The organism is Caloramator sp. mosi_1 (genome assembly GCF_028622835.1).
In the GTDB taxonomy this organism is placed as follows: Bacteria; Bacillota; Clostridia; order Clostridiales; family Caloramatoraceae; genus Thermobrachium.
This window is the reverse complement of sequence record NZ_CP117677.1, coordinates 685484-712115: the sequence shown is the minus strand read 5'-3', so window position 1 is coordinate 712115 and position 26632 is coordinate 685484. Positions and strand designations below refer to the sequence as shown.

The window sequence follows — 26632 nt, the reverse complement described above, 5'->3', positions numbered from 1 at the left end:
GAGACAAGGGAAAGGGAGAGTTTAAGGAGATTGATATAGAAGATGCATTATGTGAGGTAGCAGATAAAATAAAAAGATTCAGCAGGAGGATCCACTATCCTTTTTATTCTACAAGGGAGCAGGAGAGATTGGAACAGCTTCAAGGGTATACAACAATTTTATAAACCAACTCAAGGGATATACATATGTTTACGGAGACCTTTGTTCTGGTGCAGGGCTTGAAGCTCTAAAGCTAACCTATGGAAGTGTAGAACACAATGCACCTTGGGATTTGGAAAAATCTAAGCTTATTGTTATATGGGGCAAAAATCCTGCCAACACAAATATTCAGGAGTTAATCCATATAAAAAGGGCAAAGGAGAAGGGAGCAAAGGTTATATTAATAGATATAAGAAGAAGTGAAACGGCAAAATATGCAGATTTAATTATAAATCCCGAGGTTGGAACTGATTTAGTTCTTGCTATGGCAATACATAACTATATAATACAAAATAACAAATATGATGTGGATTTTGTTGATAAGTATACCTATGGTTTTGATGATTTTAAAAGGGAAGCACAAAAGTATACCCTTGAATATGCACAGGAGATTACAAGGATATCAAAGGATAAGATAATAGAGGTTGCAGAGGCAATAGCTAATATAAAGCCCTTTACCTTAATATGTGGTTTTGGAATACAAAGACAAATTCAAGGAGGCCAAACAGTAAGGGCACTTTCCCTTCTTCCTGCACTTGTTGGAAGTGTTGGAGTTTTTGGAGGAGGTTTTAGATATTCAAATCATACAAGACCAAGATTAAATCTTCCAGGTATGCTAAAGACAATCAAAAACATTAGAGGAATAAATGTAGTAAATATGGGAGAAGAAATAAAAGAAAAAGGTATAAGGTGTATGTTAATTCAGGCAGCAAACCCTGTTATGTCAAATCCAAATTCAAAGGCTTTAAGGGAGGCCCTTGAAAAGTTAGAATTTTTAGTTTGCATTGATACAGTTGTATCAGAGACAGCAAAGTATGCAGATATAATACTGCCAGCTGCGGCAACCTTTGAATACTACGACATATTAAGGTCCTACTGGCATCCATATATAATGTTTCAGGACAAGATTGTAGAACCTCTTGGAGATTCTATGCACGAGAGCAGAATATATAGAGAACTTGCATATAGAATGGGATTTAATAAGGATTTAATTCCTGAAAATAACTTAGAATTTATAGAAGATGTTTTAAAATACTCAAAAATTAAAGTGGATATTGATACTTTAAGAAAAGGTCCCTATTTAACTGAAGATTACAGCGAAGTAGTTTATAAAGATAGAAAATTTAAAACACCATCTGGTAAGATAGAGTTTAAGGCAAGTGGAATGGAAAAGTGGGGACAGGATGCAGTACCAAGCTATAAAAGGATAGACGATGAAAGTCCCTTTAGATTAATTTCAGTCCACAGCAGATATGTTATAAATTCCCAATACTTAAATATACCATCTATTTTAGATAGTATGGAGGAGCCCTTTGCCTATATTAATATAGATGATGCACAAGAACGTGGAATTAAAGATGGAGAGAAAATAACTGTGTATAATAGTTTATCAAGTATAACTTTAAGGGCTAAAACAACATATGATGTAGGGAAGGGACAAATTATTATACCTTTTGGACAGGATATAGATTTAAATTCTCTGGTGGAGGGTAAGAACACAGATATTGGACTTTGTACAGTCTTCCACAATATAGGAGTTAATATTAAAAGGTTTGAGTAGGGGGTAATAAAATGTCAGAGGTATTTGTAGAAGTTACAAGAGGGCCGCTGGTTGAATGTATTCACAGGGAGATGCTGTTGCTGTAGATAACAATGGCAGGGTGTTGGCCTATTCAGGTGACGCCTATAAGGTTACCTATATACGTTCTGCAGCAAAACCTATACAGGCAATGAATGTTATTTTATCAGGTGCATCAGATAGATTTAAGTTTACCGATAAGGAAATTGCTATAATGTGTGCCTCCCACTATGGAGAAAAGTTTCATATAGATACATTAAATGAAATGTTAAATAAGATAAATATAAAAAAGAGGCACTTTTGTGTGGTGAAACCTATTCAATAAACCAAACCTATAGACAAAAGCAATTAAGGGAAAACCATCAAATAACAACATTAAATTCAGACTGTTCAGGAAAACACATAGGGGTTGTAGCCACCTGTCTTCATAAAGGATATGGACTTATAGATTACAATACAAAGGAACACCCAATCCAAAGGGATACATTAGAGGTTGTTTCAGAGGTTTGCGATATCGATAAGGAGAAAATAATTTTAGGGGTTGATGGATGCAGTGTACCTGTATTTGGAATGCCTCTTTACAATATGGCGTTAGGTTATGCACGACTTGTAACAGGATGCGGACTAAATGATGAGTATAAAAAGCTGCCCAAAGGGTGTATAATTCAATGGTGGCCTATCCTGAAATGGTGGCAGGTACTAATGGTTTTTGTACAGAACTTATGAAAACAGCAGCAGGGAAACTAATAGGAAAGCTTGGTGCAGAGGCAGTATACTGCATAGGTGTTAAGGATTTAGGGATTGGAATTGCAGTAAAAATAGAGGATGGAAATTATAGAGCCCTCTATCCTGCTGTTATGAAGATATTGGAGGATTTAAAGATATTAAACTATGCAGAGATAAATAGGCTTTTAACCTTTAAAAATCCTCCTAACCTCAATAATAAGGGAGTTAAGGTAGGAGAAATTAGAGCAATTTTTGATTTAAAAAGGGTATGATAAACTTTTTACAAGTAAGAAATATTTCTAAATATTATTGAAATAATACCTGTTTATGGTGTAAAATAAAATTGTAAATTTAAAATTGAATATATACGTCAAGGTTGCTAATTTGTTAGCTTAATAGGGAAAGTGGTGAAAATCCACTGCAGCCCCGCTACTGTAGACGGAGACAAATCCTAACCACTGGGAAACTGGGAAGGTAGGAGGAGGAAGACCCGTGAGCCAGGAGACCTGCCTTTGATGTGCTAATCCTTCGGAGCGAAGGGAATGGCAAAGTTTGAATACAAGCCTGCCCTTTTTGCAGGCTTTTTATTTGGTAAGTTCTAATTTTATATGGAACTTACTTGAAATAAAAATAAAAGCTTCCATTTCCTTGGAGGCTTTTTATTTTGTATAGATTAGGGAGGAGTAATATGGAGCTTTTAAAAAATAGTTTGAATCAGATACAACCTTTATATGAACAAAAGATAAAGGAGGCTTGGCAAAGGATTGATAACCTCACAAAACCCATAGGAAGCCTCGGAACTATAGAAAAAATAGCAGCAAGAATGGCAGGTATTACAGGAAACTTAGTAAATGATAAATTAAATAAGAATATTGTAATTATGTGTGCAGATAATGGAGTTGTAGAAGAGGGAGTAAGTGCTTGTCCTAAAGATATAACAAGGGTTGTTACAGAAAACTTCACACGTGGCATAACTGGTGTTTGTGTATTTGCAGAGATGGTACAGGCTGCTTTAACAGTGGTAGACATTGGCGTAGAAGCTGAATTTAGCAATCCTAAGATTATAAATAAAAAGATAATGAGGGGAACAGGCAACATAGCTAAAGGGCCTGCGATGGATTATAAAGATGCAGTTAAGGCTATTGAAGTTGGTATTGAGATTGTAGACGGACTCGTAAAGAGGGCTATAACCTTATAGGTACAGGAGAGATGGGCATTGCTAATACAACTACTTCGGCAGCTGTCCTATGTGCATTAACTGACCTTGAGGCAGAGGTTGTAGTGGGCAAAGGAGCAGGTCTTACAGAAGAGCAGTATAAACATAAGATAGAGGTTGTAAAAGGGCACTTTGCATAAATAAACCTAATAAAAGTGATCCAATAGATATTTTAGCAAAGGTTGGAGGACTTGATATTGCAGGTTTATGCGGTTGTTTTATAGGTGCTGCAAAAATAGAGTTCCTATTGTAATTGATGGATTTATTTCCTCTGCAGCAGCCCTTTGTGCCGTAAGATTAAATCCTTTAATCAAAAATTATATTTTCCCATCGCATTTATCAAAGGAGCCAGGGGCTATATATATGCTGAAGGAGATAGGTCTTGAGCCAATGATAAATTTGAATATGAGGTTAGGTGAAGGTTCAGGATGCCCATTTGCCTTTTCATAATAGAAGCCTCCCAAAAAATGATGAAGAATATGGGAACTTTTGAAGATGCAAACATAGTAAATGATTTTCTTATAGATATAAGAGAGGAGAAGGCAATATGATAACACTTGTAACAGGAGGGGTAAGGTCGGGAAAGAGTAGCTTTGCCGAAGATATGCTAAAGGATAAAAAGATGTAGTGTATATAGCAACATCAGTTGCAGAGGATGAGGAGATGAAGGAAAGGGTAAAGCTACACAGGATGAGAAGACCTGATACCTGGAGAACCTTTGAGGGCTATAAAGAGTTAAAAAGAGCAGTAGGAGATGAAAAAACTATCTTTTAGATTGTGTAACCAATATGATTTCAAATATTATGTTTGAAATTACCTCCAAGCTTGAATATATAGATGAAACAGCAAAGAGAGATGTAGAGTATGCGGTAGTAGAAGAGCTTAAAGAGTTAATTAAAAAGGTAAAAAGAATGGAGGGCAATTTAATCTTAGTTACAAACGAGGTTGGTTATTCAGTTGTTCCAGAAAATAAAGTAGCAAGAGCCTTTAGAGATATACAGGGAAGAGTAAATACAATCCTTGGTAGCCTTTGTGATGAAGTATATATTGTAGTTTGTGGTATACCAGTAAAAATAAAATGATTAGAGCCTTTGTATTAACTCTTCAATTTTTAACAAGGCTACCAATACCAATTTCTATAGATGTAGATAAAAAACTTTAGCACGTGGTACTTTTTTCTATCCATATATAGGTATGCTTATAGGTCTTCTAAGCTATATTCCCTACTATTTATTTTATAAAATAGACAACCAGATAGCTGTGTTATTTACTATATTGTCAATTATTGCTGTAACAGGAGGTTTTCACCTTGATGGTTTGTCGGATACCTGTGATGGCTTTTTTCTTCAAGAAGTAGAGAAAGAATACTTGAAATTATGAAGGATTCAAGGGTAGGGGTATTTGGAGTAGTAGCCATTATAATGGATATTTTATTTAGGTTTATTATATTATCTAAAATTTCATTCAAGTATATGTTTTTTCGTTAGTCTTTTCCATTGCCTTTGCAAGATTGACTGCAGCCTTTATGTTTACCTTTGGTAAAAGTGCAAAGAGTGATGGTTTAGGTGCACAGATTACACAAAACAATTCTGAAGTATGGTATGTACTATCAGTTTTAAGTTTCATACCTATCTCCTATGTATTTTTAGGTTATGTAGCACTTTATATTTTCTTTATTGATATGGCCTTTGCAATAGCTTTGATGCTAAAGTCCTATAGCACTATAAATGGTCTAACGGGTGATGTTTATGGGGCTTGTATAGAGGTTTGTGAGATATTGGGTTTTGTTTTAATACTTTTACTTTTGAGGTGAAAAAATGCTTAATTTGTATCTATTAAGGCACGGAAGTGTAGGGGTAATGAGTGTAAAAGTATATAGGATGGAAGGACGAAGAACTTTCAGAACTCGGCCACAAACAGGCTAAAGAGGCAAGTAAAAGAATCAATATAAAGTTTAACAGGATAATTTCAAGTCCGTTAAAAAGATGCAAACAAACCGCAGCATACTTTGGAGAATTTCAAATTGATGATAGGCTTATTGAACTAAACTTTGGGATTTTTGAGGGAAAGAGCTATTTGGAAATTGAAAAGGAGTTTAAAGAGGAATATAACACCTGGTGTGAAGATTATAAAAACTACAGAATTCCAAAGGGTGAAAGTTTAATGGACCTTTTAATAGGGCTTACGATTTTTTAGAGGATGTTAAAAAGGAAGAGGGAGATATATTAGTTGTAACTTCTGCTGGTGTTATACGCTGTATGCTGTCTTTGGTTTTTGATAGCTATGATTATTTTTATAAATTTGCAGTAGATAACTGCAGTATGTCTATAATAACAACTATCGATGGTTGTTATTGGTATATAAAAAATTAAATGGAGGGGTTTAAATGAAAAATAAGAAATTATTTCTCTTTCTAATTTTAATGCTATTACCAAAACTCTCATATGCAATGCATATAGGAGAGGGATTTTTACCACCTTTTTGGGCTGCCTTTTATTATGTGTTAATGCTTCCATTTGTGATGAAGGGTGCCTTAAAGATTAAAAGGGCAGAGGACAAAGATATTAAGATGTTAATTGCATTGTGTGGAGCATTTATATTTCTTTTATCTGCTTTAAAACTTCCATCTGTAACAGGTTCTTGTTCTCACCCAACAGGAACTGGACTTGCAGCAATTTTATTTGGTCCCTTTGTTACATCATTTTTGTCAATGATAGTACTTATTTTTCAAGCACTACTTTTGGCCCACGGAGGAATAACAACCCTTGGAGCAAACACTTTTTCTATGGGAGTTGTAGGACCATTTGTAGCTTTTATAGTTTATAAACTATTAAAAAATAAAAATCAGAGTTTAGCTGTATTTTTAGCTGCTTTTTAGGAGATTTTACAACCTATATAGTTACATCAATTCAGCTTGCACTTGCCTTTAATAAAGCTGGATTTATAAGTTCCTTTATAAAATTTGTTTCAATATTTGCAGTAACACAAATTCCACTTGCTATAATGGAGGGAATATTAACTGTCGTAATTTTTGAATATATATCAAGACATTCATCAGAAGAAATGAAGGCCTTGGAGGTGAAATAATGAAGAAAAAAATTTACTTTTACTATCTATTTGTGCACTTTTAGTTGTCGTGTCTCTTTTTATAGGTTCAAGAGGAGGAGAATTTGGAGGAGCCGACGATTTAATAGAAGAAAAAATTGTTGAAATAGATGAAAATTACAAGCCTTGGTTTAATTCTGTATGGGAACCACCATCAGGGAGATTGAAAGCCTTTTATTTGCACTTCAAGCAGGAATTGGAGCATATTTTATAGGTTACTATGTAGGAAAAAACAAGAATGTTAAGGAATGTTGATTTGTACTCAAGAAATAACAGTGCCAGATACATACATCCAGTGGAAAAAATTTTATTTTGTGTAGCTTCAATTGTAATAATAAGCTCCTGTGAAAATATAGATTTAATTATTTTAAATTTAATTCCTCTATTGCTTCTTCACTTGTATTTTAAAACTCCTAAAAAATAGTTATTAAATATGTATTAGGAATAATGAGTTTATCCTTTGTATCTGGTGCTGTTTATTCCCTTGAACTTGGTTTGAATTTTTTAAAGATTATTATATTAAGAACTCTATTTTCTTCTCTATCACTTACTCTTTTAATATTCACAACCCCTATGGATGATATTTTAATAAGCTTAAAGAGGGTTCCTTTTTAAGGGATACAGCAGAGATAATGGAGATGATGTTTAGATTTTTATTTGTACTTGAGGATGAATTAGTTTTGATTAATAAGTCAATGAGGTCAAGATGTGGATTTTTAGGAGTTTTGGCAACGATACAAGATACAGGACGTCTTTCTGCTGTTCTTTTTATAAATACTTTAAATAGGTATAAAGAGGTAAAGGATGCATTATATACAAGATGTTATGTTGGAAAAACTCCTAATTTTAGGAAATATGATTTAAGTTTCAAAAGACTAACGGTTATTCTTCTATATTTATTAGTTTTAGCAGTTTTTGTCTATTAATATTTAGGAGTGATTGTATGAGGATAATGATTCAGGGTACTTCTTCTTCCTGTGGAAAGAGTTTAACGGCAGCAGCCCTATGCAGAATATTTTATAAAGATGGATATAGAGTTTGTCCATTCAAGTCTCAAAATATGTCATTAAACTCCTTTGTAACAATAGATGGATATGAAATGGGAAGGGCTCAGGCACTTCAAGCCTATGCAGCAAATATCGAGCCAAAGGTTTATATGAATCCCATTTTATTGAAGCCTACAACGGATCATAAAAGTCAGGTTATATTTATGGGAAAACCAATTTTTAATATGGGAGCAAAGGAATACTTTGATTTTAAGCCTTCTTTAAAGGGAAAGGTATATGAGATTTACAAAAAATTGAGTCAAAGTATGATGTGGTGGTTATAGAAGGTGCAGGAAGCCCAGCTGAAATTAATCTTAAAAAGGATGACTTTGTGAATATGGGTATGGCAGAAATGGCAGATAGCAATGTAATATTGGTAGCAGACATTGATAGAGGAGGAGTTTTTGCCCAAATATACGGTACATATATGCTTCTTGAGGAGAAGGAGAGAAGAAGGATAAAGGGAGTTATTATAAATAAATTTAGGGAGATAAAGCATTACTTGAACCTGGAATCAAGATGCTGGAGGAACTTATACCTGTAAAGGTTATTGGAGTTGTACCATATTTTGAATTTAATCTTGATGATGAGGATAGTGCAACTGGTTTTAAGAATTCTTTTAGGGAAGGAGTAGATGTTGCTGTAATTAAGTTACCTAAAATATCAAATTTTACTGATTTTGATGCCTTTAAATATGATGAGGATGTTTCTTTAAGGTTTGTAACAAAAGTAGAAGAAATAAAGGATGCAGATTTAGTAATTATTCCAGGAAGTAAAAATACAATTTCAGATTTAAGATGGTTAAGGGAGAAGGGCTTTGATAGGGCAATTAAGGACTTTAAGGGAATGATATTTGGTATTTGTGGAGGTTATCAAATGATGGGGAAGGAATTGATAGATCAAGAGGGTGTAGAAGGCTATAAGGGTGAATATGAAAAGGGGCTTGGTATTTTTGATACAAATACAGTTTTTTTAAATAAAAAAAGCTTGAGAGGGTAGAAGGTACAGCCTTTTCAAGTAAAGTTTATGGGTATGAGATACATATGGGAGTAACTTTAAATAACAAAAACCCTTTTGTGAATTTAGGAGACAGGTTTGATGGAGATTATAAGGAAGATAAGTTTTATGGAACCTATATCCACGGCATTTTTGATTCAGGAGAGTTTAGAAGCTATATTTTAAACAAGATAAGAAGAAAAAAGGGGCTTGTTGAAAAGAACTCACCAGATTTAATGGATATTAGAAACAGAGAGCTTGATAGATTAGAGGAAATCTTTAGGGAAAATGTTGATGTGGAATATATATATAGTATTTTATGATTGATTTAATAATTGCAATTTTATTGGATTTAGTCTTAGGTGACCCTGAAGATTTTCCTCATCCTGTAAAGCTTATGGGAAAAATAATTTCCTTTGAAGAAAAGATTTTTAGAAAGTTATTTAAGGAAGAAATGCTCTATTTTGCTGGTTTTTTAATTGTAGTAATAAATTTATCATTAGCCTTTTTTATACCCTTTTATATTTTAAAAGTAATAAAGCCCTTTAAAATAATTTACCATATAGTAAATATTTATCTTCTCTATACCACAATTGCAGCAAGGTGTTTGGCAGATGAGGCAAATAAAGTTCATAGTGCCTTAAAGGATTCAATACAAAGTGCAAGAAGGAGAGTTTCTTATATAGTTGGTCGTGACACAAATAACTTAAATGAAACTGAAATAGTTCGTGCTACGATTGAAACAGTTTCTGAAAATACATCAGATGGAGTTATAGCACCTCTATTTTATGCAAGCTTATATGGTGCACCACTGGCACTCTGCTATAAGATGGTAAATACTATGGATTCTATGTTGGGATATAAAAATGAAAGGTTTAAAAGGATTGGTTTTTTTCCAGCGAAAACCGATGATGTTTTTAATTTCATACCTGCAAGATTAACAGGTTTATTGATGATTTTAACTTATCCTAAACAGATAAACAGATCCTTTAGGATTATGATTAGGGATAGAAAAAATCATAAAAGTCCAAACTGTGCTTACCCAGAAGCTGCTACAGCAGGAATTCTTGGAGTTTTGCTTGGAGGGAATAATTATTATTTTGGCGAGCTTGTAGAAAAACCAACCATAGGAGATTATCTAAGACCTCTCCAAAGGGATGATATAAAGAAAAGTATACAAATAATGTATCGTACAGAATTTCTATATATGGCCTTATATATAATAGTTTGGTGGTGTTTAAGATGAGGCACGGAGGATGTATATATGAATTTAATCAAGAGAATATAATAGATTTTTCAAGCAACATAAACCCTATAAGATATCCAATTAATATTGATTTTAAAGAAGCCTATATATATCCAGACATTGAATATAGAGACTTAAAGGATGTAGTGGCTGAATATTTAGGCTGTTCTATAGACAATGTTGTATTAGGGAATGGAGCAATAGAAATAATAGATTCTTTTATTTCAGCCTTTAAAAGAATTGTTGTGTTTATACCCTGCTTTAGTGAATACATAGATAGGGCTGTTGTACGGGAAAAGGATATATTAAAGATTCCACTTACGGAGGATTTTGATATAGATTTAAAAAGCTTAGAAGGTTTAAAAAATGGAGATATATTGATTCTTGGAAATCTGAATAACCCAACAGGATATAGGATAGAAAAAATAAACTTCTAAAAATATATGAACTCTGTAGGAAAAAGGGAGCATATTTACTTTTAGATGAGGTATTTTATGAGTTTTGCTGTAGTTATGACAGCCTACAAATTTTCAAGGATAAAGAGGGAGTATCAATAATAAGGGCAGCTACTAAGTTTTTTCATTACCAGGTATTAGATTAGGTTATGCATATGTTTCAAAGGAGCTTAAAGAGAAAATAGATAAGTTAATACTTCCTTGGAACATAAACACCTTTGCAAATAAGCTTGCTTTAAAGTTTTTAAAAGATGAGGAATATATAAAAGTTTCTAAAGAATTTTTAAAAAAGAAAGAAGATATATGTTATCTGAATTAGATGGGATAAAGGATATAGTTGTATATAAAACACAGGCAAATTTTATATTAATAAAGCTGTTAAAGCTCAATGAAGATGTGATTTTTAAAAGAATGCTTCAAAAAGGAATACTTATTAGAAAGTGCTCAAGCTTTGAGGGATTAGATAAAAGCTTTATAAGAATAGCCATAAAGGATAGAAAGAACAATGAATTATTTTTAAAAGTATTCAGGGAGGCTTTGTATGATTAGTGCTGTTGCCTATGGGAGTTTAGGCGAGATTTTACAGGGTAATTTTAGGGGAGTTGATGTTCTTTGTTCATTTCCAGTAAACCTTTATACAAGGATTTATTTAAAGAAGGATGGTTATTATACAAGTGATTATGTAAAAACAAGTAATTTCATAGAAGAAATATTGAAAATATGGGGAAAAAAGGAAAATTTAAGTTTTAATATAGAGTCTAACATACCAAAGATGAAGGGTTTTGCCAGTAGTACTGCTGATATACTTGCGGCATATATTGCAATGATAAAAAGGTATAAAAGAGAATTTAAAATAGATGAGCTTGTAAAGACAGCATTAAAAATTGAACCAACAGATAGCATCATTTTTAATAGAGCTACTTTGTTTGATTATAGATTTGGACAATATAGAAAAACAATAGGAGATTATTTTAAATTTTATTGTATATGCTTTGAAGGAGAAGAAGGCGTAGATACTTTAAGTTTTAATAATAGTGTAAAAGTCCCATTAGAACCGATTGATGACTTGGTTCCTATTTTAGTTGAAGCTATAGAGGATGAATGTGTAGAAAAACTTGCATATGTTTCAACACAGAGTATATTAAGAAACCAAAAAGACTCCCTATTCATATTTAAAAGAGGTATTAGATGTATGTAGAAGAGTTGAAGGGTTAGGGATAGTTGGAGCACATAGTGGGAATATGATTTCGATTGTGTTTGATGATAAAGAAAAAGAGATTTTTACTTACAGAGGATTAACATTAATATGAATTATTATTCTCTTGACACACTTGGAAAGGATGAAATTTATGAAGTCATTAATGATATCAACATTAAGTAGTGGTAGTGGAAAAACTCTCTTTACAGCAGGATTAATAAGACTTCTAAGTTCAATGGGACTTGATGTTCTTCCAGCAAAATCAGGTCCTGACTATATAGATACCCAGTATCTTTCTCAAGCGGCAGGATGTAGGGCACAAAATATTGATTTTCACCTTCAGGGTAAAAATGGTGCAATGGAGTGCCTTTTATTGAGGGTAAAGACTACCTTGTCATAGAGGGGGCTATGGGGTATTTTGATGGAATATATAATACCTTTGAAAATTCAAGTTATGATATATCCAAAAGTTTAGATATAAATTCTGTTCTTATATATTCTCCTAAAGGAGAAATGTTTTCAATGATTCCTAAAATTAAGGGTGCTGTTGATTTTTCCTGCGGAAGGATAAAAGGGATAATCCTAAATAGAACTAATAAAAAGTCTATGAATTAATTAAATCTAAAATTGAGGAATATGTAGGAGTTAAAGTTTTAGGTTTTATAGAGGAGGATGAAGAACTAACAATAAAATCCAGACATTTAGGCCTTGTTCAGAGTCAGGAAGTTTATAATTCTTCTTTAATAATAGATAAGATGGCTAATAAGATAAAGGAGAATATAGATTTAGAGTATCTTATGGCAATATTTAAGGATGTTCAATACAAAAATAAATTAGATATCAAAAAAGAAATATTGATGTATGTATATTAAAGGATGTAGCCTTTTCCTTTTATTACAGAGAAAATATTATACTTTTAGAAAAGATGTGTAATGTCTCCTATGTATCAGCTCTAAGGGATAATTCTATACCAATGTGTGATTTTTATATATAGGTGGTGGTTATCCAGAAATATTTAAATATGAGCTTTCCCTAAATGAGGATATGAGAAAATCTATTAAAAGATTTGCAGAAAATAATGGACATATTTATGCAGAGTGCGGAGGACTTATGTATTTAACTGAAGAGATTGAGGGAGAAGAGATGGTTGGGATATTTAAAGGAAGGACTAAAATGACCAATAAACTTCAAAATTTTGGGTATGTAGATATAGTGCTAAAGGAAGAATTTTTAATAGGAAAAAGATTTGATAAATTTAAGGGACACGAGTTTCATAAATCTTTAATAGAAATAAATGATAAGACCTATGTAGAAGTTAGAAAGACAATGGGGAGGCAATATGGAATTGTGGGTATAGATATAAAAATGTTTGTGCAATGTATCCCCATATAAGTTTTATTGGAAACATAGAAGCCTTTAATACAATGTTAGATTTTATAGAAGGGAGCAAATAAATATGAAGGGAATTTTACTTATAGGACACGGTAGCCGAGCAAGGGAGGCAAAGGAAGTATTTGTAAAGGTATCGAAGTATCTTGAAGATAGGATAGAAAATAATGTGTATATAGCCTTTATGGAAAATGCAACTCCTACGATTGAAGATGCATTTAAATTAATGATGGAAGAAGGAATAAAAATGTAGATGTACTTCCATATTTTTTATTTGAGGGTATTCATATAAAGGAGGATATACCAGAGATATTAAAAGATATGAAAGAAAAGTATGACATAGATATTATTTTTAAAAGACCAATAGAGTTTCACAGTTTGATTGTGGATATATTAATAGACAGATTAAAGGGGAAGGGATTTGTATATAAAAATCCATCAGAGATAGAAAAGAGAAGTTTTGAAATAATAGGAGCTAATTTAAAGGGTATTTTTGAAGGCAGGGAACTAAGTGTTGTTATGAGGATGATACATACAACAGGGGATTATGATTATGAAAGTATTACTTCTTTTAAAAACAAACCAATAGAGAGTGGGATAGAGGCATTAAAGAAAGGTACAAAGATATTTACAGACACAAGAATGGCGTATTCTGGAATAAACAAAAGAAAACTAAAGGAATTAGGTTGTGAGATTGATTGTTTTATAGATAGTGATGAGGTTTTTAAAAGGTCAAAGGAACAGAATATAACGCGTTCTATGGCCTGTATTGATATTGCAGTAGATTTAGATTTTGAGGTTTTTGTAATAGGAAATGCACCAACTGCACTTTTAGGCTTATAGAACATATAAATATGGGGAATGTAGAACCAAAGCTTGTAATAGGAGTACCTGTTGGGTTTGTTGGAGCAAAGGAATCAAAGGAGGAGTTAAGAGGGGTTTGTGTTCCACAGATTACAACTTATGGTACAAAGGGAGGAAGCAATGTTGCAGCTTCTATATTAAATTCTATTTTATATATGGTGGGATAGTATGTTTGAGGTTGTAGAGGGTAAAAGGCTAAGATGTGGATATACAACAGGCAGTTGTGCACAGGCAGCTACTTTAGGATGTATTTATTTACTTAATGGAATTAAACTTAATGAGGTTGAAATAGAAACAAAATCTGGGGTAAAACTTAATATAAAAATATTTGGACATAGGTATAAAAATGGCTGGGCAAGCTGCTATGTAGTAAAGGATTCGGGTGATGATAGGGATGTAACAGATGGAATGAAAATATATGTGAAGCTAAGAGAGAGAAGGGACAATAAAGTCGTAATTGATGGTGGAGTTGGAATAGGAAGATTTATAGAGGATACTCCCTATGGTAAAAAGGAGAGGCTGCAATAAATAAGGTTCCAAGGGAGATGATTGAAAAGGAAGTTAGAAGGTTTTTAAAGGGAGCAGATGTTATTGTATTTGCACCAGAGGGAGAGGAAATTGCTAAGAAAACCTTTAATAGACGATTGAAAATTGAGGGTGGAATATCTATTCTTGGAACTACAGGTATTGTTAAGCCAATGTCTAATGAGGCACTTTTAAAGACTATATTTATGGAGTTAGAACTAAAAAGGGAAAAAAGTGATGAGGTAGTCTTGTGCTTTGGAAACCACGGAGAGGATTTTGCAGCAAAAAGGGATTAGAGGGATGTGTAGTTATATCTAACTTTGTAGGGGAATCTCTTTTATTTGCTAAGTTATTGCGTTTTAGGAAGGTAACATTGGTTGGGCACGTCGGTAAGATGTGTAAAGTCTGTATTGGAGCCTTTAATACCCACAGTCACGTAGCTGATTTAAGAATGGAGGCCTTAGTTTATTATCTTGCTAAAAATCATATTGATTACAATATCATAGATAAGATAGATAAGATTTCAACGGCTGAGGAGGCTGTGTGTTTTTTAGTGGATAATGGGTATAACTTTATACTTTTAGATATGGTAAAGGGTGCAATAAATAAAATAAATGGTCTTTTAAAGTTGAAAATGGATATAAGGGTTATAATGTACACATTTAGAGGTGATGTGTTTGATAGTTGTTGGGATAGGTCCAGGTAATTTAAAGTATGCAAGCCTTGAGGTTATAGAAAAAATTAAAAGTTCTAAGACAGTGGTTGCCTTTAAGAGAGTTGCAAAGGATATAGAAGGAATTTGTAATCCAGTTATTATAAAAGGTTTAGAAGAACTTATAAACTACAAAGATGCCTGTTTTGTAGCATCTGGAGATCCCTGTCTTTATGGAGTTTTAGAATATCTTATAAGAAATAATATAGAGATTGAGGAGGTTATTTCTTCTATTTCCTCTGTTCAGTATATGTTTTCAAAATTAAAAAGAGTTGGTCAGATACAAAGATTATAAGCCTACACGGTAGGGATTTTATGGATTTAGATTCAGGTGTTTATGCAATATTTACAGATAGAATAAATACACCAAATGCAATATCTAAAAACTTAAGGATATGGACAAAAATGGAACTATTTTTGTAGGATATAATCTTTCCTATGATGATGAAAGGATATTGGAGGGAAAGATAGGGGATACCTTTGAGGAAATTTCAGATTTAAGTGTGGTGATTTGTTATGTGGATTAAAGATGATGAGTTTATACGCTCAAGGGTTCCTATGACAAAATTTGAAACAAGGGTTCTATCTTTAGCGCTTCTTGATGTTAAAGAGGGAGATGTGCTTTTAGATATAGGTGCAGGCACTGGTAGCATTTCAATACAGGCAAGAAAACTAGGTGCAAAGGTTATATCAATTGAAAAGGATAGGGAAGCAGTAGAGGTATTAAAAGGAATATAGATAAATTTAATGTTGATATAGAAATGATTTATAAAAGGGCGGAGGATGTTGTATCAAACTTAGATTTCAACAAATGTTTTATAGGCGGTACAGATGGTAATATAGATGAAATTTTAGAGCTTGTAGATAGAAAACTTACAAAGGGTGGAGTTATAGTAGCTAATTTTGTTACGAATAAATACACAAAAATGATAGATAAGTTAAAGAATTATCAATTAGAAGTTAAGCTTTTAAACACTTCTAATTTTGATGGGATAATGTTTAGAGCCAATAATCCTGTTTTTATTGTAAAGGCGGTGAAAAATTGAAACTTATAGGAGTAGGGGTTGGCCCTGGTGATTCTGAACTTTTAACTTTAAAGGCTATTAATGCTATAAATAATGCAGCATATATATTTGTTCCAGAAAGTTGTGGTAAATCCATTGCCTATGAGATTGCAAAACCATTTTTACAGGATAAGGACAATATTATATTTTTAGACATACCAATGGGATGCAGCAAGGATTTGTATAAAAACTATGCAGAAAAAATATACGAACTATCTAAAGGAAAGACATCTGTGTTTTTAACCCTTGGAGACCCAAGTATTTATAGTACCTTTTCCTATACAGCTGATGAAATAAAAAACTTGGTGCAGAAGTTTTAACAATACCAGGAATACCTTCCTTTGTTGCAGCATCTTCTTTGATAAATGAACCTCTCTTGAGAAAGGGAGAGAGAATGATTGTTTGTGATTTTATAGAAGGAGTTAATTTAGAAGAATTGGATGCAATAATTGTCTTAAAAACACTAAATAAAGAAAAAATATTAAATGCTTTTGAAGAAAAGGGATTTAGATACTTTTATGTAAAGCGGTGTACTCAAATAGGAGAGGCTGTTTTAACAGATAGAAATGAAATACTAAAGGATAATGACTATCTATCAATGATAATAGCAAAAGGAGCTGATTATATGGTGTACTTTATAGGTGCAGGTCCAGGAGATGTAGATTTGATAACGGTTAAGGGAAGAAAAATGCTAATGGAGGCAGATGTTGTAGTTTATGCAGGCTCTCTAATTTCCACAGAACATCTTAAATTTTGCAAGGAAAACGTTGAGGTATATGATAGTTCAGCTATGAATTTAGAACAAATTACTCAGGTTATTTATAGAGCCTATAAAGAAGGCAAAAAGTAGTCAGACTTCATACAGGAGACCCTACGATATATGGTGCTATACTTGAGCAGATGAGGGAACTCTCTAATTTAAATGTCCCTTACGAAATTGTTCCAGGGGTATCATCTTTTACTGCAAGTTGTGCAAGGCTTAATAGGGAATTTACAGTTCCAGATGTTACTCAAACAGTTATTTTGACAAGAATATCAGGAAGAACTTATGTGCCAGAAGAGGAGGATTTAGAAGCTTTAGCATCCCATAAGTCTTCAATGTCAATATTTTTATCTGTACACGATATAGAAGGAGTTGTTGAAAAGCTAAAAAGGGTTATCAGGATGAAAACGTACCCTGTGCTGTTGTTTATAAGGCAACTTGGGAGGATGAAGTTATAATAATGGGAACTTTGAAGGATATTGCAAAAAAGGTTAAAGAGAAAAATATAAAGAAAACGGCTCAAATCTTAGTAGGTTATTTTCTAAAGGATTGTAAAACCTACAGTAAATTGTATGATAAGAATTTTAGCCACGAATTTAGGGATGCGTTATGATTAGCATTATTTATTTTACAAGCTATGGAGAAAAAATTGCCAACAGGTTGAGAGAATATTTTGATTGCGTTTATACATATGATAAAAGCTCATATAAAGTAAATATGGAAAAAATATTTAACAGTTCAAAATCAATTGTTTTTATTTCATCAACTGGAATAGCAGTAAGAACAATATCTAAGTTTTTAAAATCAAAATACGATGATCCCGCAGTAATTGTTATAGATGATGGTGGTAATTTTGTAATAAGTCTTCTTTCAGGCCATATTGGAGGAGCAAATGAGCTTTGCCTTAAAATTGCAAATATATTAAAGGCAACACCAGTTATAACAACTTCAACAGATGTACATAACATATATGCAGTTGATTTATTTGCTAAAGAGCACAATATGCTTATTGAAAATAAAGAAAATCTAAAACTTATTTCCTTGGCAATGATAGAGAAAAAGAGGATTGATTTAATAAAGGATGTTAGTGTTGATTATGATTATAAATTTAAAAGTAAAGATTCAGAAATTGCACTCTATATAACTTACAAAAAGGTTCAGGATAGTAGACCACATTTAATCTTAAGACCAAAGGTTTTAAATGTTGGGATAGGATTAAAAAGAGGCATAAGCTATGAAGCACTTTATAGGACGCTATATTATGCCTTTGACAATAATGATATAAGCATAAACTCTATAAAAAGATTGCAAGCTTTGAACTTAAAAGGGATGAAGAAGCACTATTAAGGTTAAGTAGAGATTTAAATGTACCAATTGTATTTTATAACAAAGATGAAATAAACAATGTAGATTGTGAAATGGATGAGTTTGTGTATAAAAGTGTTGGAGTAAAGGCTGTTTCAGAACCCTGTGCAAGACTTTTAGGAGGCAGCCTTATAGTAAAGAAGTTTAAAAGGATGGAGTAACAATTTCTGTTTGTTTGGAGGAGTAGTATGGGAAAAGTATATGTAGTTTCTATTTCATCTGGCAATATATTGGATATGTCAAAAAGAGCAATAGATGCAATAAATGAATCAGATATAGTTGTTGGTTATACAGGATATATTAGCCTTATAGAACCACTATTAAATGGAAAAGAAGTTTTTCAAATTCAATGAAGGGTGAGATAGATAGATGTAAATTTGCCATAGATAAGGCTAAGGAGGGTAAGGTTGTATCTATAATAAGTTCTGGAGATGCAGGACTTTATGGTATGGCAGGGCCAATTTATGAGATGATAGATGATTTAGAAGTTGAATATATACCAGGAATTACGGCAGCCTTTTGGCAGCTTCACAGATTGGTGCACCTATAATGCACGATATGTGTACAATTAGCTTAAGTGACCTTTTAACTCCCTTTGAGGTAATAGAAAGGAGAGTTAAAGCGGCAGCCGAGGCCGATTTTGTAATTGTACTGTATAATCCTAAAAGTTCAGGTAGAATAAATCACCTTGAATATGCTATGAACATAATAAGACTTTATAGAAAGGACAGTACTCCTGTAGGTATTGTTAAAAATGCCTTAAGGGAAAATCAAGAGGTTGTAGTAACTATGATGAAGGATATTAATTATGATTCTGTTGATATGTCTACGGTACTTATTGTAGGAAATAGTCAAACCTATGTTAAAAATGGATATATGATAACTCCAAGGGGTACAAGCTTTGATATGGATAATAGGAGGAACATCTGAGAGTAGGATATTACTTGATAATATAAAAAGGATTACGTATTAACGGTTGCAACTATAGATGGAAAAAAGGAATATGGAAAGTATAATCCTCTTGTTTTAAAACTTGAATACGAAGATATGCTGAACTTTATAGAGAGAAATAAAATAAAAATGGTTGTTGATATGTCACATCCCTATGCTAAAAATGTAAGTAAAAATGCATTTAAGGCCTGCAAAATAAAAGGTATACCATATATTCGTTACTCAAGGGATAGGGTTGATTTAGAGGGATGTGTTGTTTTTAAGGATTATGATGAATGTAATAATTTTATCAAGACTAAGAAGGGAACTTTTTATTTACTATAGGTTCTAAGAATATCTATATATTTGAAAAGGGAAGAGAAGATAGAAGATATATTTATAGAATTTTACCTTCTGTAGAAGGCTTGAATGAATGTATAAAACAAAATATCGAATTGGACAGGATAATTGCAATAAAGGGCCCCTTTTCTGAGGAGTTTAATATGGCTATGTTAAAGGAGTATAGAGCAGATTATATAGTTATGAAAAATAGCGGGATATTGGGAGGAACAATTGAAAAGATAAATGCAGCAAAAAGTTAGGAGTAATACCACTTGTTATTGATAGAGAGGAAGAAAAAGGATTTGACATAGATGAGATAGTAAAAATTATAGAAAAGGGGAGGTATTTTGATTTATGTGATTGGAGTTTCTAAAAATGTTCCCCTTAATATAAGGCAGAAATTAGCTTTTTCAAAAACTAAATTAAGAGAAACACTTATTGCTTTAAAAGAAATAGTGGAGGGTTGTATTATACTTTCAACTTGTAATAGAACTGAAATTTACATAGAGGGTGAAAAAATATAGATGAAATATTAGAAGTTTTAAATTTTAAGGATTTTAGGGATGTACTTTTTATAAAAGAAGAAAAAGAGTGTGTTTTGCATCTTTTAAATGTAGCCTGTGGATTTGACTCAATTATTTTAGGTGAAGAACAGATATTAGGTCAGATAAGGGATGCTTTGATTTTAGCAGAGGACCTTAGAGTAATAAGTGGTACTTTAAAGAGATTATTTGATGAGGCAATCTCCTGTGGTAAGGAGTTTAGGGTAAAAAGTAGATTAAATACCTATCCAGTATCATCTTCTTCTATTATTGCTAACTATTGTAGAAAAAGAAGAATAAGAAGATATATGCTTATAGGATTTGGAGATGTAAATAGGCTTACATTAAAATATATTTTATCATCAAATTTTGATGTTCTATATATTGCAGTAAGAGATGTTGACAAGGTTGATATTGAAGATACCAGGATATCTGTAATCAATTTTAAAGATAAAAATAGATATATAGAGGATGTGGAGTGTATTATTTCTGCAACATCAGCACCCCATATAGTTTTGAAAAGGGAAGATTTAAAAAGTTTTAAAGGATATGTATTTGATTTAGCAGTACCCAAGGATGTGGAGGATATAGCTGATATAAGGGATATAGTTTATTTTGACATAGATACGATAAAAGCTATTAATGATGAAAACATAGAAATAAGAAGAAGGACTATGGAGGAAAATAGGTATGTAATAGATGAACACTTAGAAAAATTTATGAGCTTTGTAAATACAAGGTGTCTTTCAGATGTTATAAAAAGGCTTCAAAAAGTTCAGATAGTGTTTATATGGCAAGGCTTAAAAGGTATATGAATAAATATCCTAAAAGTGATTTTGAAACTTTACAGGTTTTATTTAAAAGTACCTCTGATGCCTATGTAAATAGGGCTATAGAGGTATTAAAAAATGAATTTTTAGAGGGAAGAGGAGAGGAATGTTTAAGGATTGTAGAAAAGATATTTATGATTTAGATTCAGGATTTATAGGGGTTTATGTAGATAAGATTAGAGTTTTAATAGTTGGTGGTGGAAGGGTTGGTTATCTTAAGGCTAAGGGTCTACTTAATCAAGGAATAAGGCCAGATATAGTTTCAAGGGACTTTATAGAGGATTTTAATACATTAAACATTCCTTTAATTAAGGGGAAGTAAGTTTAAATTTATTAAAGGAATATCATTTAGTAATAGTTGCAGTTAGAGAATATAAGGACATAAAAGCAATGCTTGATAGACTGAAAAAATTGTATGTAATATGTTCAAAGAGTAGAGAGGGTAACAGCTTTTCTCCGATTGTAATTAAAAATAAGGGTTTTTCTATTGGATTGACATCAAATGGAAGTCCTAAGGGGGCAGTTTTTTAAAGGAAAGGATAGCGAAGGCTACAATAAAATATGAGGATTTTTATACGATATGAGACTTGTAAGAGAAAAGGTAAAATCAAATGAGCAAAAGGATAATATAATTAATTTTATTTATAGTGAGGATTTTTATTTCTTCTATTTAAAAGATAAACATAAGTTGGTTTTAAATATGTTTTTGGAGGTCTTTATGATTAGGGTGGCAACAAGAAAGAGTACACTTGCACAAGTTCAGGCAGATACGGTTATAGTGCTTATAAATGAAAAATTAAATATACAGGCTAAAAAGGTTCTATATACTACAAAGGGAGATAAAATACTTGATGTAACTTTAGATAAGATTGGAGGAAAGGGTTTATTTACAAAGGATATAGAATATGCACTTTTAAAAGGTGAAGTTGATTGTGCAGTACACAGTATGAAGGATGTTCCCTATGATTTAGGTGAGGAATTTGAAATAATAGCAACACCTGTAAGGGAGGATGCGAGGGATGCCTTTGTTTCAATGAATGGACAAAGTTTTTGAGTTAAAAAAGGGGCAAGAGTAGGTACAAGTAGTCGAAGGAGAGCAATGCAGATTTTAAATATAAGAAATGATTTAGAAATTGTACCCATAAGAGGAAATGTAGAAACAAGAATTAAAAAGATCGAAGAAGAACAGTTGGATGGTATAGTACTTGCTGCGGCAGGGTTAAAAAGGTTAGGACTTGAGGCTTTGATTACTGATTATTTTGATACTGAAGATTTTGTTCCAGCAGCAAATCAGGGAATTTTAGGTGTTGAGATTCTTAAAAAAGTATTTACAAAGATTTGTTAAAGAAAATAGATAATGAGGATGTTAATTTATGTTGTAGGATTGAAAAATACATAATGAAGCTTTTAAAGGGAGGTTGTCATAGTGCCTCCTGTGCCTATGCAAAAATAGATAAGGAAAGAGTGTATATAATTGCCTCTAATGAGGTTTCAGGAACTCTAAAAAGGCAAGTATAGAAGGAAATAAAGAGGATTACTTAAATTTATGCAATAAATTAGTTCAAAGAATTATTTAGGAGGATAGTATGGGAAAGGTATATTTAATAGGTGTTGGCCCAGGAGATGAGGAGCTTTTAACTTTAAAGGCAATAAGGGCAATAAAAGAGGCCGACGTTATACTATACGATAAGTTGATAAATGTAAACATATTAAATTATTCGAAGGAAGATGCAAAGCTGATATTTTGTGGTAAAGAGGCAGGAAAGCATTATAAAACTCAAGAGGAGATAAATGATTTAATTGTTATGAATGCAAAGAAGGGAAAGATAGTTGCAAGATTAAAGGGAGGAGACCCCTATGTGTTTGGACGTGGAGGAGAGGAGGCTATAAGGCTGTATAATGAGGGGATAGAGTTTGAGGTAATCTCAGGTGTAACCTCTGCTATTGCAGCTTTAAACTATGCAGGTATACCAGCAACTTTTAGAGGAGTATCACAGTCCATTACAATATTAACAGCAAAAAGTGAAGGAGAACTAAAAATTGATTATGAAGCTCTTTCTAAATTGAATGGAACGTTAGTTTTTGATGGGACTGTCTGAGATAAAAATATTACTGAAAATTTAATAAGATTTGGTAAGGATAAAGATACACCTTGTGCAGTTATAGAAAGTGGAACAACAAGCAGACAGAGGGTATGTAGTGGAAGACTTTGTGATATATTGGATAAAGTTAAAGAGCAAAAATAGGAACACCAGCTATATTTGTTGCAGGTGAAGTTGTTGACTTTAGAGGTAAACTTAATTGGTATCAAAAAAGCCTCTGTTTGGAAAAAGAATATGTATAACACGACCAAATAAACAGATAGTTGAATTTAAAAACAGGATTTTAGCCTTAGGGGTGAGGTCTTAGAACTTCCGTCTATAAAAATAAAAAGGATTAAAGGTTCGTTAGATGATTATATAGATAGGCTAAGCACTTACCATCACATTATATTTACAAGCGTAAATGGTGTAGAGATTTTCTTTGAGGAATTAATAGATAAAAATGTTGATATACGTTCAATTAAGGGAAATATATATGCAATAGGAGAGAAGACTAAGTATGCACTAAAAGAAGAGGTATCGTCTCCTTTTGTGGTGACTATTACACACAGGAGGGTTTGTTTGAACAAATCAAAGATAAAATAAGTAAAGGTGAAAAAATATTGATTCCAAGAGCAAAAGGGGCAAGAGAGTTTCTGGTAGACTCTATAAGAAATATAGGGGCCAAGGTAGATGAAGTATATATATATGAGTTAGATTTAGAGGACAAAAGAGAACATATAGATTGTGACATATATACCTTTACAAGTCCTTCGACCTTTAGAAATTTTGTAAAGCTATATGGAAAAGAAATTTTAAAGGATAAGGAAATAGTTGCAATTGGACCTATAACAGGTAAAGAGATAGAAAAAGAGGGATTTAGGGCTAAAATGCCAAAGGAATATACAGTAGATGGTATAATTCAGACTGTCTTAGGAGGTTTTTAAAATGATAAATAGAACAAGAAGAACAAGAATAAATGAAAACATAAGGTCACTTGTTCGGGAAACAGTATTAACTGTTGATGATTTAATTTATCCTATTTTTGTTGTTGAGGGTATCAACATAAAAGAGGAAATACCTTCGCTTGAGGGGAATTATAGATATTCAATAGACAAGCTTGATGAAGTAGTTAAGGAGGTAGAAAAATTAGGTATAAGGGGTGTATTGGTATTTGGGGTTCCAAATAATAAGGATGAATTTGGGACTTCCGCCTTTTGTGAAGATGGCATAGTGCAAAGGGCAGTTAAAAAATTAAAGAGATTTCAAATTTATTTGTAATAACCGATGTATGTATGTGTCAATATACAAGTCACGGTCATTGTGGAATTATAAAGGATAATTATGTGGATAATGATGTTACATTAGAATACATAGCAAAGATAGCCTTATCCCACGCAAAATCAGGTGCTGATATGGTGGCACCATCTGATATGATGGATGGAAGAGTTAGGGCAATAAGAAACGTACTTGATGAAAATGGCTATAAAAATGTTGGCATAATGTCCTATTCAGCAAAGTATGCATCAAGTTTTTATGGTCCCTTTAGAGAGGCAGCCTATTCAAAGCCACAGTTTGGCGATAGAAAAAGTTATCAGATGGATTTTTGTAATATAAGGGAGGCAATGAGGGAGATTGAATACGATATAGATGAGGGGCAGATATTGTAATGATAAAACCGGCCCTTTCATATCTTGATGTTATAAGATGGACAAGAGATAAATTTAATCATCCAATAGCAGCATATAATGTAAGTGGAGAATATGCAATGGTAAAGGCAGCTGCAAAAATGGGATATATTGATGAAGAAAAGATAGTTATGGAGATATTAACTTCTATTAAAAGGGCTGGAGCCGATATTATAATAACCTACCACGCACTTAATGTTGCAAAACTTTTAAGGAAGTAGGAGGAGTAATATGAATAATTTGGAAATATTTAATGAGTCTAAAAGGTATATGCCAGGTGGGGTAAATAGTCCTGTAAGAGCTTATACAGGACTTAATATAAATCCTCCTGTTATAAAAAGAGGAAAAGGTGCCTATATATACGATGAGGAGGGCAAAAGGTATATTGACTTTGTACTTGCCTGGGGACCTATGATTTTAGGCCACAGTGATGAGGAGGTTATAAATGAGGCAATAAATACATTAAGGGAGGCTCAAGCCTTTGGTGCACCTACATATTTAGAGTTAGAACTTGCAAAACTAATTTGTGAGGTATATGGAATAGATATGATAAGATTGGTTAACTCAGGTACAGAGGCTACAATGAGTGCTATAAAATTAGCAAGAGGATATACAAAAAGAGATAAAGTTGTTAAGTTTTCAGGTTGTTATCACGGACATTTCGATGGATTTTTGGTGGATGCAGGTTCTGGTGTTATGACAGAAAATATACCTGGTAGTGCAGGTGTACCTAAGGATAGTATTAAAAATACAATAATTGCAAACTACAACGATATAGATAGTATTAAGGAAGTTTTTGAAAAATGGGGGAATGAGATTGCCTGTGTAATTGTAGAACCTGTAGCAGGTAATATGGGGGTTGTACCTGCAACAAGGGAGTTTTTAAAGTTTTTAAGAGATATAACAATAAAGTATGGTGCACTCCTTATTTTTGATGAGGTTATGACAGGATTTAGAGTGGCACTTGGTGGTGCAAAGGAAGTTTACGATATAGAACCAGATTTAGTGACCTTTGCTAAAATTATGGGTGGAGGTCTTCCCTGTGGTGCCTACGGTGGGAAAAAGATATTATGGAGAATTTATCACCATTAGGACCTGTTTATCAAGCTGGAACAATGTCAGGTAATCCTGTTGTGGTTTCTATGGGATTGGCTACATTAAAGAAATTGAAAAACAATAGAGGATATTATAAACAACTTGAAGCACTATCAAGCTATTTAGAAGGAGAGATAAGTGATATATTAAATAGAAAAAATATATCCTTTGTAATAAATAGATGTGGTTCAATGATGACTGTTTTCTTTACTGAGGAGAAAAAGGTTCAAAACTATAATGATGCAAAAAATGTAATGTAGACTTATATAGAAGATATGCAGAACATATGATATTAAATGGAATATATATTTCTCCATCTCAATTCGAAGCTATGTTTCTTTCTGTTAAACATTCAATGAGTGATATAGAGGAGTTTTTGGATGTATTGAACAAATTCCACTAAGGTTTTCCTTAGTGGAATTTAATTTTAAAGAATAAAGTTACTTAATCTAAAAAGATCTTCATACTATAGATAAAATTTTATATGTGGTTTATCGTTATATATTTATAATGATTATATTTTCCTCTATTACCTTCAACTCCCGATATAAATATTTAGAATAATAGTATATTATATAATTAGACTTAATTCTTAACATAGGTATTTATTATCTATAAAATATCTGTCGTTACAAGTTCTAAATAGATTGATTATTCTTATACAATTTATTTAACAT

General features: G+C 32.4%; 29 protein-coding genes, 19 pseudogenes and 1 riboswitch. All 48 genes and pseudogenes read left to right on the top strand.

Annotated elements, in window-relative coordinates:
• Positions 1 to 76: 76 nt before the first annotated feature.
• The 48 genes and pseudogenes from PL321_RS05050 to hemL all read left to right on the top strand — a co-directional run bounded on the left by PL321_RS05050 (position 77) and on the right by hemL (position 26358).
• Complete coding sequence (locus tag PL321_RS05050) at positions 77 to 1759, top strand: molybdopterin-containing oxidoreductase family protein (RefSeq protein ID WP_337961086.1); 1683 nt, start codon at positions 77 to 79, stop codon at positions 1757 to 1759.
• A gap of 55 nt (positions 1760 to 1814) precedes the next feature.
• A pseudogene (locus PL321_RS20985) lies at positions 1815 to 2503 on the top strand (asparaginase).
• Entirely contained in the window at positions 2446 to 2775 is a 330-nt protein-coding gene (locus tag PL321_RS05035) for an asparaginase (protein ID WP_337960961.1), read from the top strand. Before PL321_RS20985 ends, PL321_RS05035 begins: the two are co-directional and overlap by 58 nt.
• Positions 2776 to 2860: 85 nt before the next feature.
• Positions 2861 to 3031: riboswitch (cobalamin riboswitch) on the top strand.
• Positions 3032 to 3191: 160 nt separating this feature from the next.
• A pseudogene (cobT, locus tag PL321_RS05030) lies at positions 3192 to 4270 on the top strand (nicotinate-nucleotide--dimethylbenzimidazole phosphoribosyltransferase).
• Positions 4267 to 4801, top strand: a pseudogene (gene cobU / locus PL321_RS05025) (bifunctional adenosylcobinamide kinase/adenosylcobinamide-phosphate guanylyltransferase). Before cobT ends, cobU begins: the two co-directional pseudogenes overlap by 4 nt.
• Before the next feature lie 91 nt (positions 4802 to 4892).
• Positions 4893 to 5206, top strand: a pseudogene (locus PL321_RS20980) (adenosylcobinamide-GDP ribazoletransferase); the annotation flags it as partial.
• Positions 5182 to 5532 carry an adenosylcobinamide-GDP ribazoletransferase gene (locus tag PL321_RS05020; protein ID WP_337961085.1) on the top strand — a complete coding sequence of 117 codons (351 nt, stop codon included), beginning with the start codon at positions 5182 to 5184 and terminating at the stop codon, positions 5530 to 5532. The pseudogene PL321_RS20980 and the gene PL321_RS05020, both read left to right, overlap by 25 nt.
• A gap of 62 nt (positions 5533 to 5594) precedes the next feature.
• Positions 5595 to 5915: a histidine phosphatase family protein gene (locus PL321_RS05015; RefSeq protein WP_273964414.1), complete on the top strand. Its 321-nt coding sequence runs from the start codon at positions 5595 to 5597 to the stop codon at positions 5913 to 5915.
• A gap of 26 nt (positions 5916 to 5941) precedes the next feature.
• A complete protein-coding gene (locus tag PL321_RS05010) occupies positions 5942 to 6091 on the top strand; it encodes a histidine phosphatase family protein (protein ID WP_273964413.1) in 150 nt (49 codons plus the stop codon).
• 14 nt (positions 6092 to 6105) lie between these two features.
• Positions 6106 to 6806 (top strand): annotated as a pseudogene (locus tag PL321_RS05005) (energy-coupling factor ABC transporter permease).
• Positions 6807 to 6834: 28 nt separating this feature from the next.
• Positions 6835 to 7079, top strand: a pseudogene (locus tag PL321_RS05000) (energy-coupling factor ABC transporter substrate-binding protein).
• 192 nt (positions 7080 to 7271) lie between these two features.
• Positions 7272 to 7439, top strand: coding sequence for a hypothetical protein (locus PL321_RS04995; RefSeq protein WP_273963692.1), 168 nt, complete (start codon positions 7272 to 7274; stop codon positions 7437 to 7439).
• Between the two features lie 17 nt (positions 7440 to 7456).
• Entirely contained in the window at positions 7457 to 7750 is a 294-nt protein-coding gene (locus PL321_RS04990; protein WP_337960960.1) for an energy-coupling factor transporter transmembrane component T, read from the top strand.
• Between the two features lie 17 nt (positions 7751 to 7767).
• Positions 7768 to 9189: pseudogene (locus PL321_RS04985) on the top strand (cobyric acid synthase).
• Entirely contained in the window at positions 9186 to 10112 is a 927-nt protein-coding gene (gene cbiB / locus PL321_RS04980; protein ID WP_273963691.1) for an adenosylcobinamide-phosphate synthase CbiB, read from the top strand. Before PL321_RS04985 ends, cbiB begins: the two are co-directional and overlap by 4 nt.
• Positions 10109 to 10549, top strand: a complete 441-nt coding sequence (locus PL321_RS04975) for an aminotransferase class I/II-fold pyridoxal phosphate-dependent enzyme (RefSeq protein WP_273963690.1) — start codon at positions 10109 to 10111, stop codon at positions 10547 to 10549. The genes cbiB and PL321_RS04975 overlap by 4 nt, the downstream gene beginning before the upstream one ends.
• 154 nt (positions 10550 to 10703) lie before the next feature.
• A pseudogene (locus PL321_RS04970) lies at positions 10704 to 11116 on the top strand (aminotransferase class I/II-fold pyridoxal phosphate-dependent enzyme).
• The gene (locus PL321_RS04965) at positions 11109 to 11765 is read left to right on the top strand and encodes a GHMP family kinase ATP-binding protein (protein WP_273963689.1); all 657 of its coding nucleotides are present in this window, start codon (positions 11109 to 11111) and stop codon (positions 11763 to 11765) included. The pseudogene PL321_RS04970 and the gene PL321_RS04965 overlap by 8 nt, the downstream one beginning before the upstream one ends.
• 151 nt (positions 11766 to 11916) lie before the next feature.
• Entirely contained in the window at positions 11917 to 12165 is a 249-nt protein-coding gene (locus tag PL321_RS04960; protein ID WP_273963688.1) for a nucleotide-binding protein, read from the top strand.
• Positions 12166 to 12173: 8 nt separating this feature from the next.
• Positions 12174 to 12380 (top strand): hypothetical protein, encoded by a 207-nt coding sequence (locus tag PL321_RS04955; protein WP_273963687.1) that lies wholly within the window; start codon positions 12174 to 12176, stop codon positions 12378 to 12380.
• A 429-nt stretch (positions 12381 to 12809) separates the two neighbouring features.
• Complete coding sequence (locus PL321_RS04950; RefSeq protein ID WP_273963686.1) at positions 12810 to 13157, top strand: hypothetical protein; 348 nt, start codon at positions 12810 to 12812, stop codon at positions 13155 to 13157.
• Between the two features lie 64 nt (positions 13158 to 13221).
• Positions 13222 to 13493 (top strand): annotated as a pseudogene (locus tag PL321_RS04945) (sirohydrochlorin chelatase); the annotation flags it as partial.
• Positions 13494 to 13550: 57 nt separating this feature from the next.
• Positions 13551 to 14185, top strand: a pseudogene (locus PL321_RS04940) (precorrin-8X methylmutase).
• Position 14186: 1 nt separating this feature from the next.
• Positions 14187 to 14546, top strand: a complete 360-nt coding sequence (locus PL321_RS04935) for a cobalt-precorrin-5B (C(1))-methyltransferase (RefSeq protein WP_273963684.1) — start codon at positions 14187 to 14189, stop codon at positions 14544 to 14546.
• A 17-nt stretch (positions 14547 to 14563) separates the two neighbouring features.
• The gene (locus PL321_RS04930) at positions 14564 to 14839 is read left to right on the top strand and encodes a cobalt-precorrin-5B (C(1))-methyltransferase (protein ID WP_273963683.1); all 276 of its coding nucleotides are present in this window, start codon (positions 14564 to 14566) and stop codon (positions 14837 to 14839) included.
• Positions 14794 to 14904, top strand: a pseudogene (locus tag PL321_RS20975) (hypothetical protein); the annotation flags it as partial. The gene PL321_RS04930 and the pseudogene PL321_RS20975, both read left to right, overlap by 46 nt.
• A gap of 12 nt (positions 14905 to 14916) precedes the next feature.
• Positions 14917 to 15249, top strand: a complete 333-nt coding sequence (locus tag PL321_RS04925) for a hypothetical protein (RefSeq protein WP_273963682.1) — start codon at positions 14917 to 14919, stop codon at positions 15247 to 15249.
• Positions 15221 to 15550 (top strand): SAM-dependent methyltransferase, encoded by a 330-nt coding sequence (locus tag PL321_RS04920; protein WP_273963680.1) that lies wholly within the window; start codon positions 15221 to 15223, stop codon positions 15548 to 15550. The genes PL321_RS04925 and PL321_RS04920 overlap by 29 nt, the downstream gene beginning before the upstream one ends.
• Positions 15551 to 15650: 100 nt before the next feature.
• Positions 15651 to 15782 carry a hypothetical protein gene (locus PL321_RS04915; RefSeq protein WP_273963679.1) on the top strand — a complete coding sequence of 44 codons (132 nt, stop codon included), beginning with the start codon at positions 15651 to 15653 and terminating at the stop codon, positions 15780 to 15782.
• The gene (locus PL321_RS04910) at positions 15772 to 15993 is read left to right on the top strand and encodes a 50S ribosomal protein L11 methyltransferase (RefSeq protein ID WP_273963678.1); all 222 of its coding nucleotides are present in this window, start codon (positions 15772 to 15774) and stop codon (positions 15991 to 15993) included. Before PL321_RS04915 ends, PL321_RS04910 begins: the two co-directional genes overlap by 11 nt.
• A 23-nt stretch (positions 15994 to 16016) precedes the next feature.
• Entirely contained in the window at positions 16017 to 16301 is a 285-nt protein-coding gene (locus PL321_RS04905; protein WP_273963676.1) for a hypothetical protein, read from the top strand.
• Positions 16298 to 16639, top strand: a complete 342-nt coding sequence (locus PL321_RS04900; protein ID WP_273963674.1) for an SAM-dependent methyltransferase — start codon at positions 16298 to 16300, stop codon at positions 16637 to 16639. Before PL321_RS04905 ends, PL321_RS04900 begins: the two co-directional genes overlap by 4 nt.
• Positions 16640 to 16944: 305 nt before the next feature.
• Positions 16945 to 17695 (top strand): annotated as a pseudogene (cobM, locus tag PL321_RS04895) (precorrin-4 C(11)-methyltransferase).
• A complete protein-coding gene (locus tag PL321_RS04890; protein ID WP_273963673.1) occupies positions 17692 to 18429 on the top strand; it encodes a cobalt-precorrin 5A hydrolase in 738 nt (245 codons plus the stop codon). Before cobM ends, PL321_RS04890 begins: the two are co-directional and overlap by 4 nt.
• A complete protein-coding gene (locus PL321_RS04885) occupies positions 18387 to 18608 on the top strand; it encodes a cobalamin biosynthesis protein (RefSeq protein ID WP_273964411.1) in 222 nt (73 codons plus the stop codon). Before PL321_RS04890 ends, PL321_RS04885 begins: the two co-directional genes overlap by 43 nt.
• Positions 18609 to 18635: 27 nt before the next feature.
• Positions 18636 to 19377: pseudogene (cobJ, locus tag PL321_RS04880) on the top strand (precorrin-3B C(17)-methyltransferase).
• A gap of 42 nt (positions 19378 to 19419) precedes the next feature.
• A pseudogene (locus PL321_RS04875) lies at positions 19420 to 19722 on the top strand (precorrin-6A/cobalt-precorrin-6A reductase); the annotation flags it as partial.
• Positions 19719 to 19979 (top strand): precorrin-6A/cobalt-precorrin-6A reductase, encoded by a 261-nt coding sequence (locus PL321_RS04870; protein WP_337961084.1) that lies wholly within the window; start codon positions 19719 to 19721, stop codon positions 19977 to 19979. The pseudogene PL321_RS04875 and the gene PL321_RS04870, both read left to right, overlap by 4 nt.
• Positions 19980 to 20075: 96 nt before the next feature.
• A complete protein-coding gene (locus PL321_RS04865) occupies positions 20076 to 20243 on the top strand; it encodes a hypothetical protein (protein WP_273963671.1) in 168 nt (55 codons plus the stop codon).
• Entirely contained in the window at positions 20240 to 21076 is an 837-nt protein-coding gene (locus tag PL321_RS04860; RefSeq protein WP_337961083.1) for a hypothetical protein, read from the top strand. Before PL321_RS04865 ends, PL321_RS04860 begins: the two co-directional genes overlap by 4 nt.
• Positions 21077 to 21111: 35 nt before the next feature.
• Positions 21112 to 21234, top strand: a pseudogene (locus PL321_RS04855) (glutamyl-tRNA reductase); the annotation flags it as partial.
• A complete protein-coding gene (locus PL321_RS04850; protein WP_273963668.1) occupies positions 21198 to 21413 on the top strand; it encodes an NAD(P)-dependent oxidoreductase in 216 nt (71 codons plus the stop codon). The pseudogene PL321_RS04855 and the gene PL321_RS04850, both read left to right, overlap by 37 nt.
• A 68-nt stretch (positions 21414 to 21481) precedes the next feature.
• Positions 21482 to 21622, top strand: coding sequence for a hypothetical protein (locus tag PL321_RS04845; RefSeq protein WP_273963667.1), 141 nt, complete (start codon positions 21482 to 21484; stop codon positions 21620 to 21622).
• Positions 21623 to 21809: 187 nt separating this feature from the next.
• Positions 21810 to 22668: pseudogene (hemC, locus tag PL321_RS04840) on the top strand (hydroxymethylbilane synthase).
• A gap of 9 nt (positions 22669 to 22677) precedes the next feature.
• Entirely contained in the window at positions 22678 to 23190 is a 513-nt protein-coding gene (cobA, locus tag PL321_RS04835) for a uroporphyrinogen-III C-methyltransferase (protein ID WP_273963666.1), read from the top strand.
• A 321-nt stretch (positions 23191 to 23511) separates the two neighbouring features.
• Positions 23512 to 24119: pseudogene (locus PL321_RS20970) on the top strand (uroporphyrinogen-III synthase).
• A 1-nt stretch (position 24120) separates the two neighbouring features.
• Positions 24121 to 25081 (top strand): annotated as a pseudogene (gene hemB, locus PL321_RS04820) (porphobilinogen synthase).
• A gap of 10 nt (positions 25082 to 25091) precedes the next feature.
• Positions 25092 to 26358, top strand: a pseudogene (gene hemL / locus PL321_RS04815) (glutamate-1-semialdehyde 2,1-aminomutase).
• The last annotated feature ends 274 nt before the right edge of the window (positions 26359 to 26632 follow it).

Bases quoted from the DNA above. Each gene is read 5' to 3' on its own strand.
- cobA (WP_273963666.1), top strand. From the start codon at position 22,678: ATGGGAAAGGTATATTTAATAGGTGTTGGCCCAGGAGATGAGGAGCTT.
- PL321_RS04850 (WP_273963668.1), top strand. From the start codon at position 21,198: ATGTTTAAGGATTGTAGAAAAGATATTTATGATTTAGATTCAGGATTT.
- PL321_RS04955 (WP_273963687.1), top strand. From the start codon at position 12,174: ATGGGGTATTTTGATGGAATATATAATACCTTTGAAAATTCAAGTTAT.
- PL321_RS04950 (WP_273963686.1), top strand. From the start codon at position 12,810: ATGAGAAAATCTATTAAAAGATTTGCAGAAAATAATGGACATATTTAT.
- PL321_RS04905 (WP_273963676.1), top strand. From the start codon at position 16,017: ATGATTTATAAAAGGGCGGAGGATGTTGTATCAAACTTAGATTTCAAC.
- PL321_RS04995 (WP_273963692.1), top strand. From the start codon at position 7,272: ATGAGTTTATCCTTTGTATCTGGTGCTGTTTATTCCCTTGAACTTGGT.
- cbiB (WP_273963691.1), top strand. From the start codon at position 9,186: ATGATTGATTTAATAATTGCAATTTTATTGGATTTAGTCTTAGGTGAC.
- PL321_RS04960 (WP_273963688.1), top strand. From the start codon at position 11,917: ATGAAGTCATTAATGATATCAACATTAAGTAGTGGTAGTGGAAAAACT.
- PL321_RS04845 (WP_273963667.1), top strand. From the start codon at position 21,482: ATGCTTGATAGACTGAAAAAATTGTATGTAATATGTTCAAAGAGTAGA.
- PL321_RS04935 (WP_273963684.1), top strand. From the start codon at position 14,187: ATGTTTGAGGTTGTAGAGGGTAAAAGGCTAAGATGTGGATATACAACA.
- PL321_RS04965 (WP_273963689.1), top strand. From the start codon at position 11,109: ATGATTAGTGCTGTTGCCTATGGGAGTTTAGGCGAGATTTTACAGGGT.
- PL321_RS04930 (WP_273963683.1), top strand. From the start codon at position 14,564: ATGATTGAAAAGGAAGTTAGAAGGTTTTTAAAGGGAGCAGATGTTATT.
- PL321_RS04915 (WP_273963679.1), top strand. From the start codon at position 15,651: ATGGACAAAAATGGAACTATTTTTGTAGGATATAATCTTTCCTATGAT.
- PL321_RS05035 (WP_337960961.1), top strand. From the start codon at position 2,446: ATGGTGGCCTATCCTGAAATGGTGGCAGGTACTAATGGTTTTTGTACA.
- PL321_RS04890 (WP_273963673.1), top strand. From the start codon at position 17,692: ATGATTAGCATTATTTATTTTACAAGCTATGGAGAAAAAATTGCCAAC.
- PL321_RS04910 (WP_273963678.1), top strand. From the start codon at position 15,772: ATGTGGATTAAAGATGATGAGTTTATACGCTCAAGGGTTCCTATGACA.
- PL321_RS04975 (WP_273963690.1), top strand. From the start codon at position 10,109: ATGAGGCACGGAGGATGTATATATGAATTTAATCAAGAGAATATAATA.
- PL321_RS04990 (WP_337960960.1), top strand. From the start codon at position 7,457: ATGGAGATGATGTTTAGATTTTTATTTGTACTTGAGGATGAATTAGTT.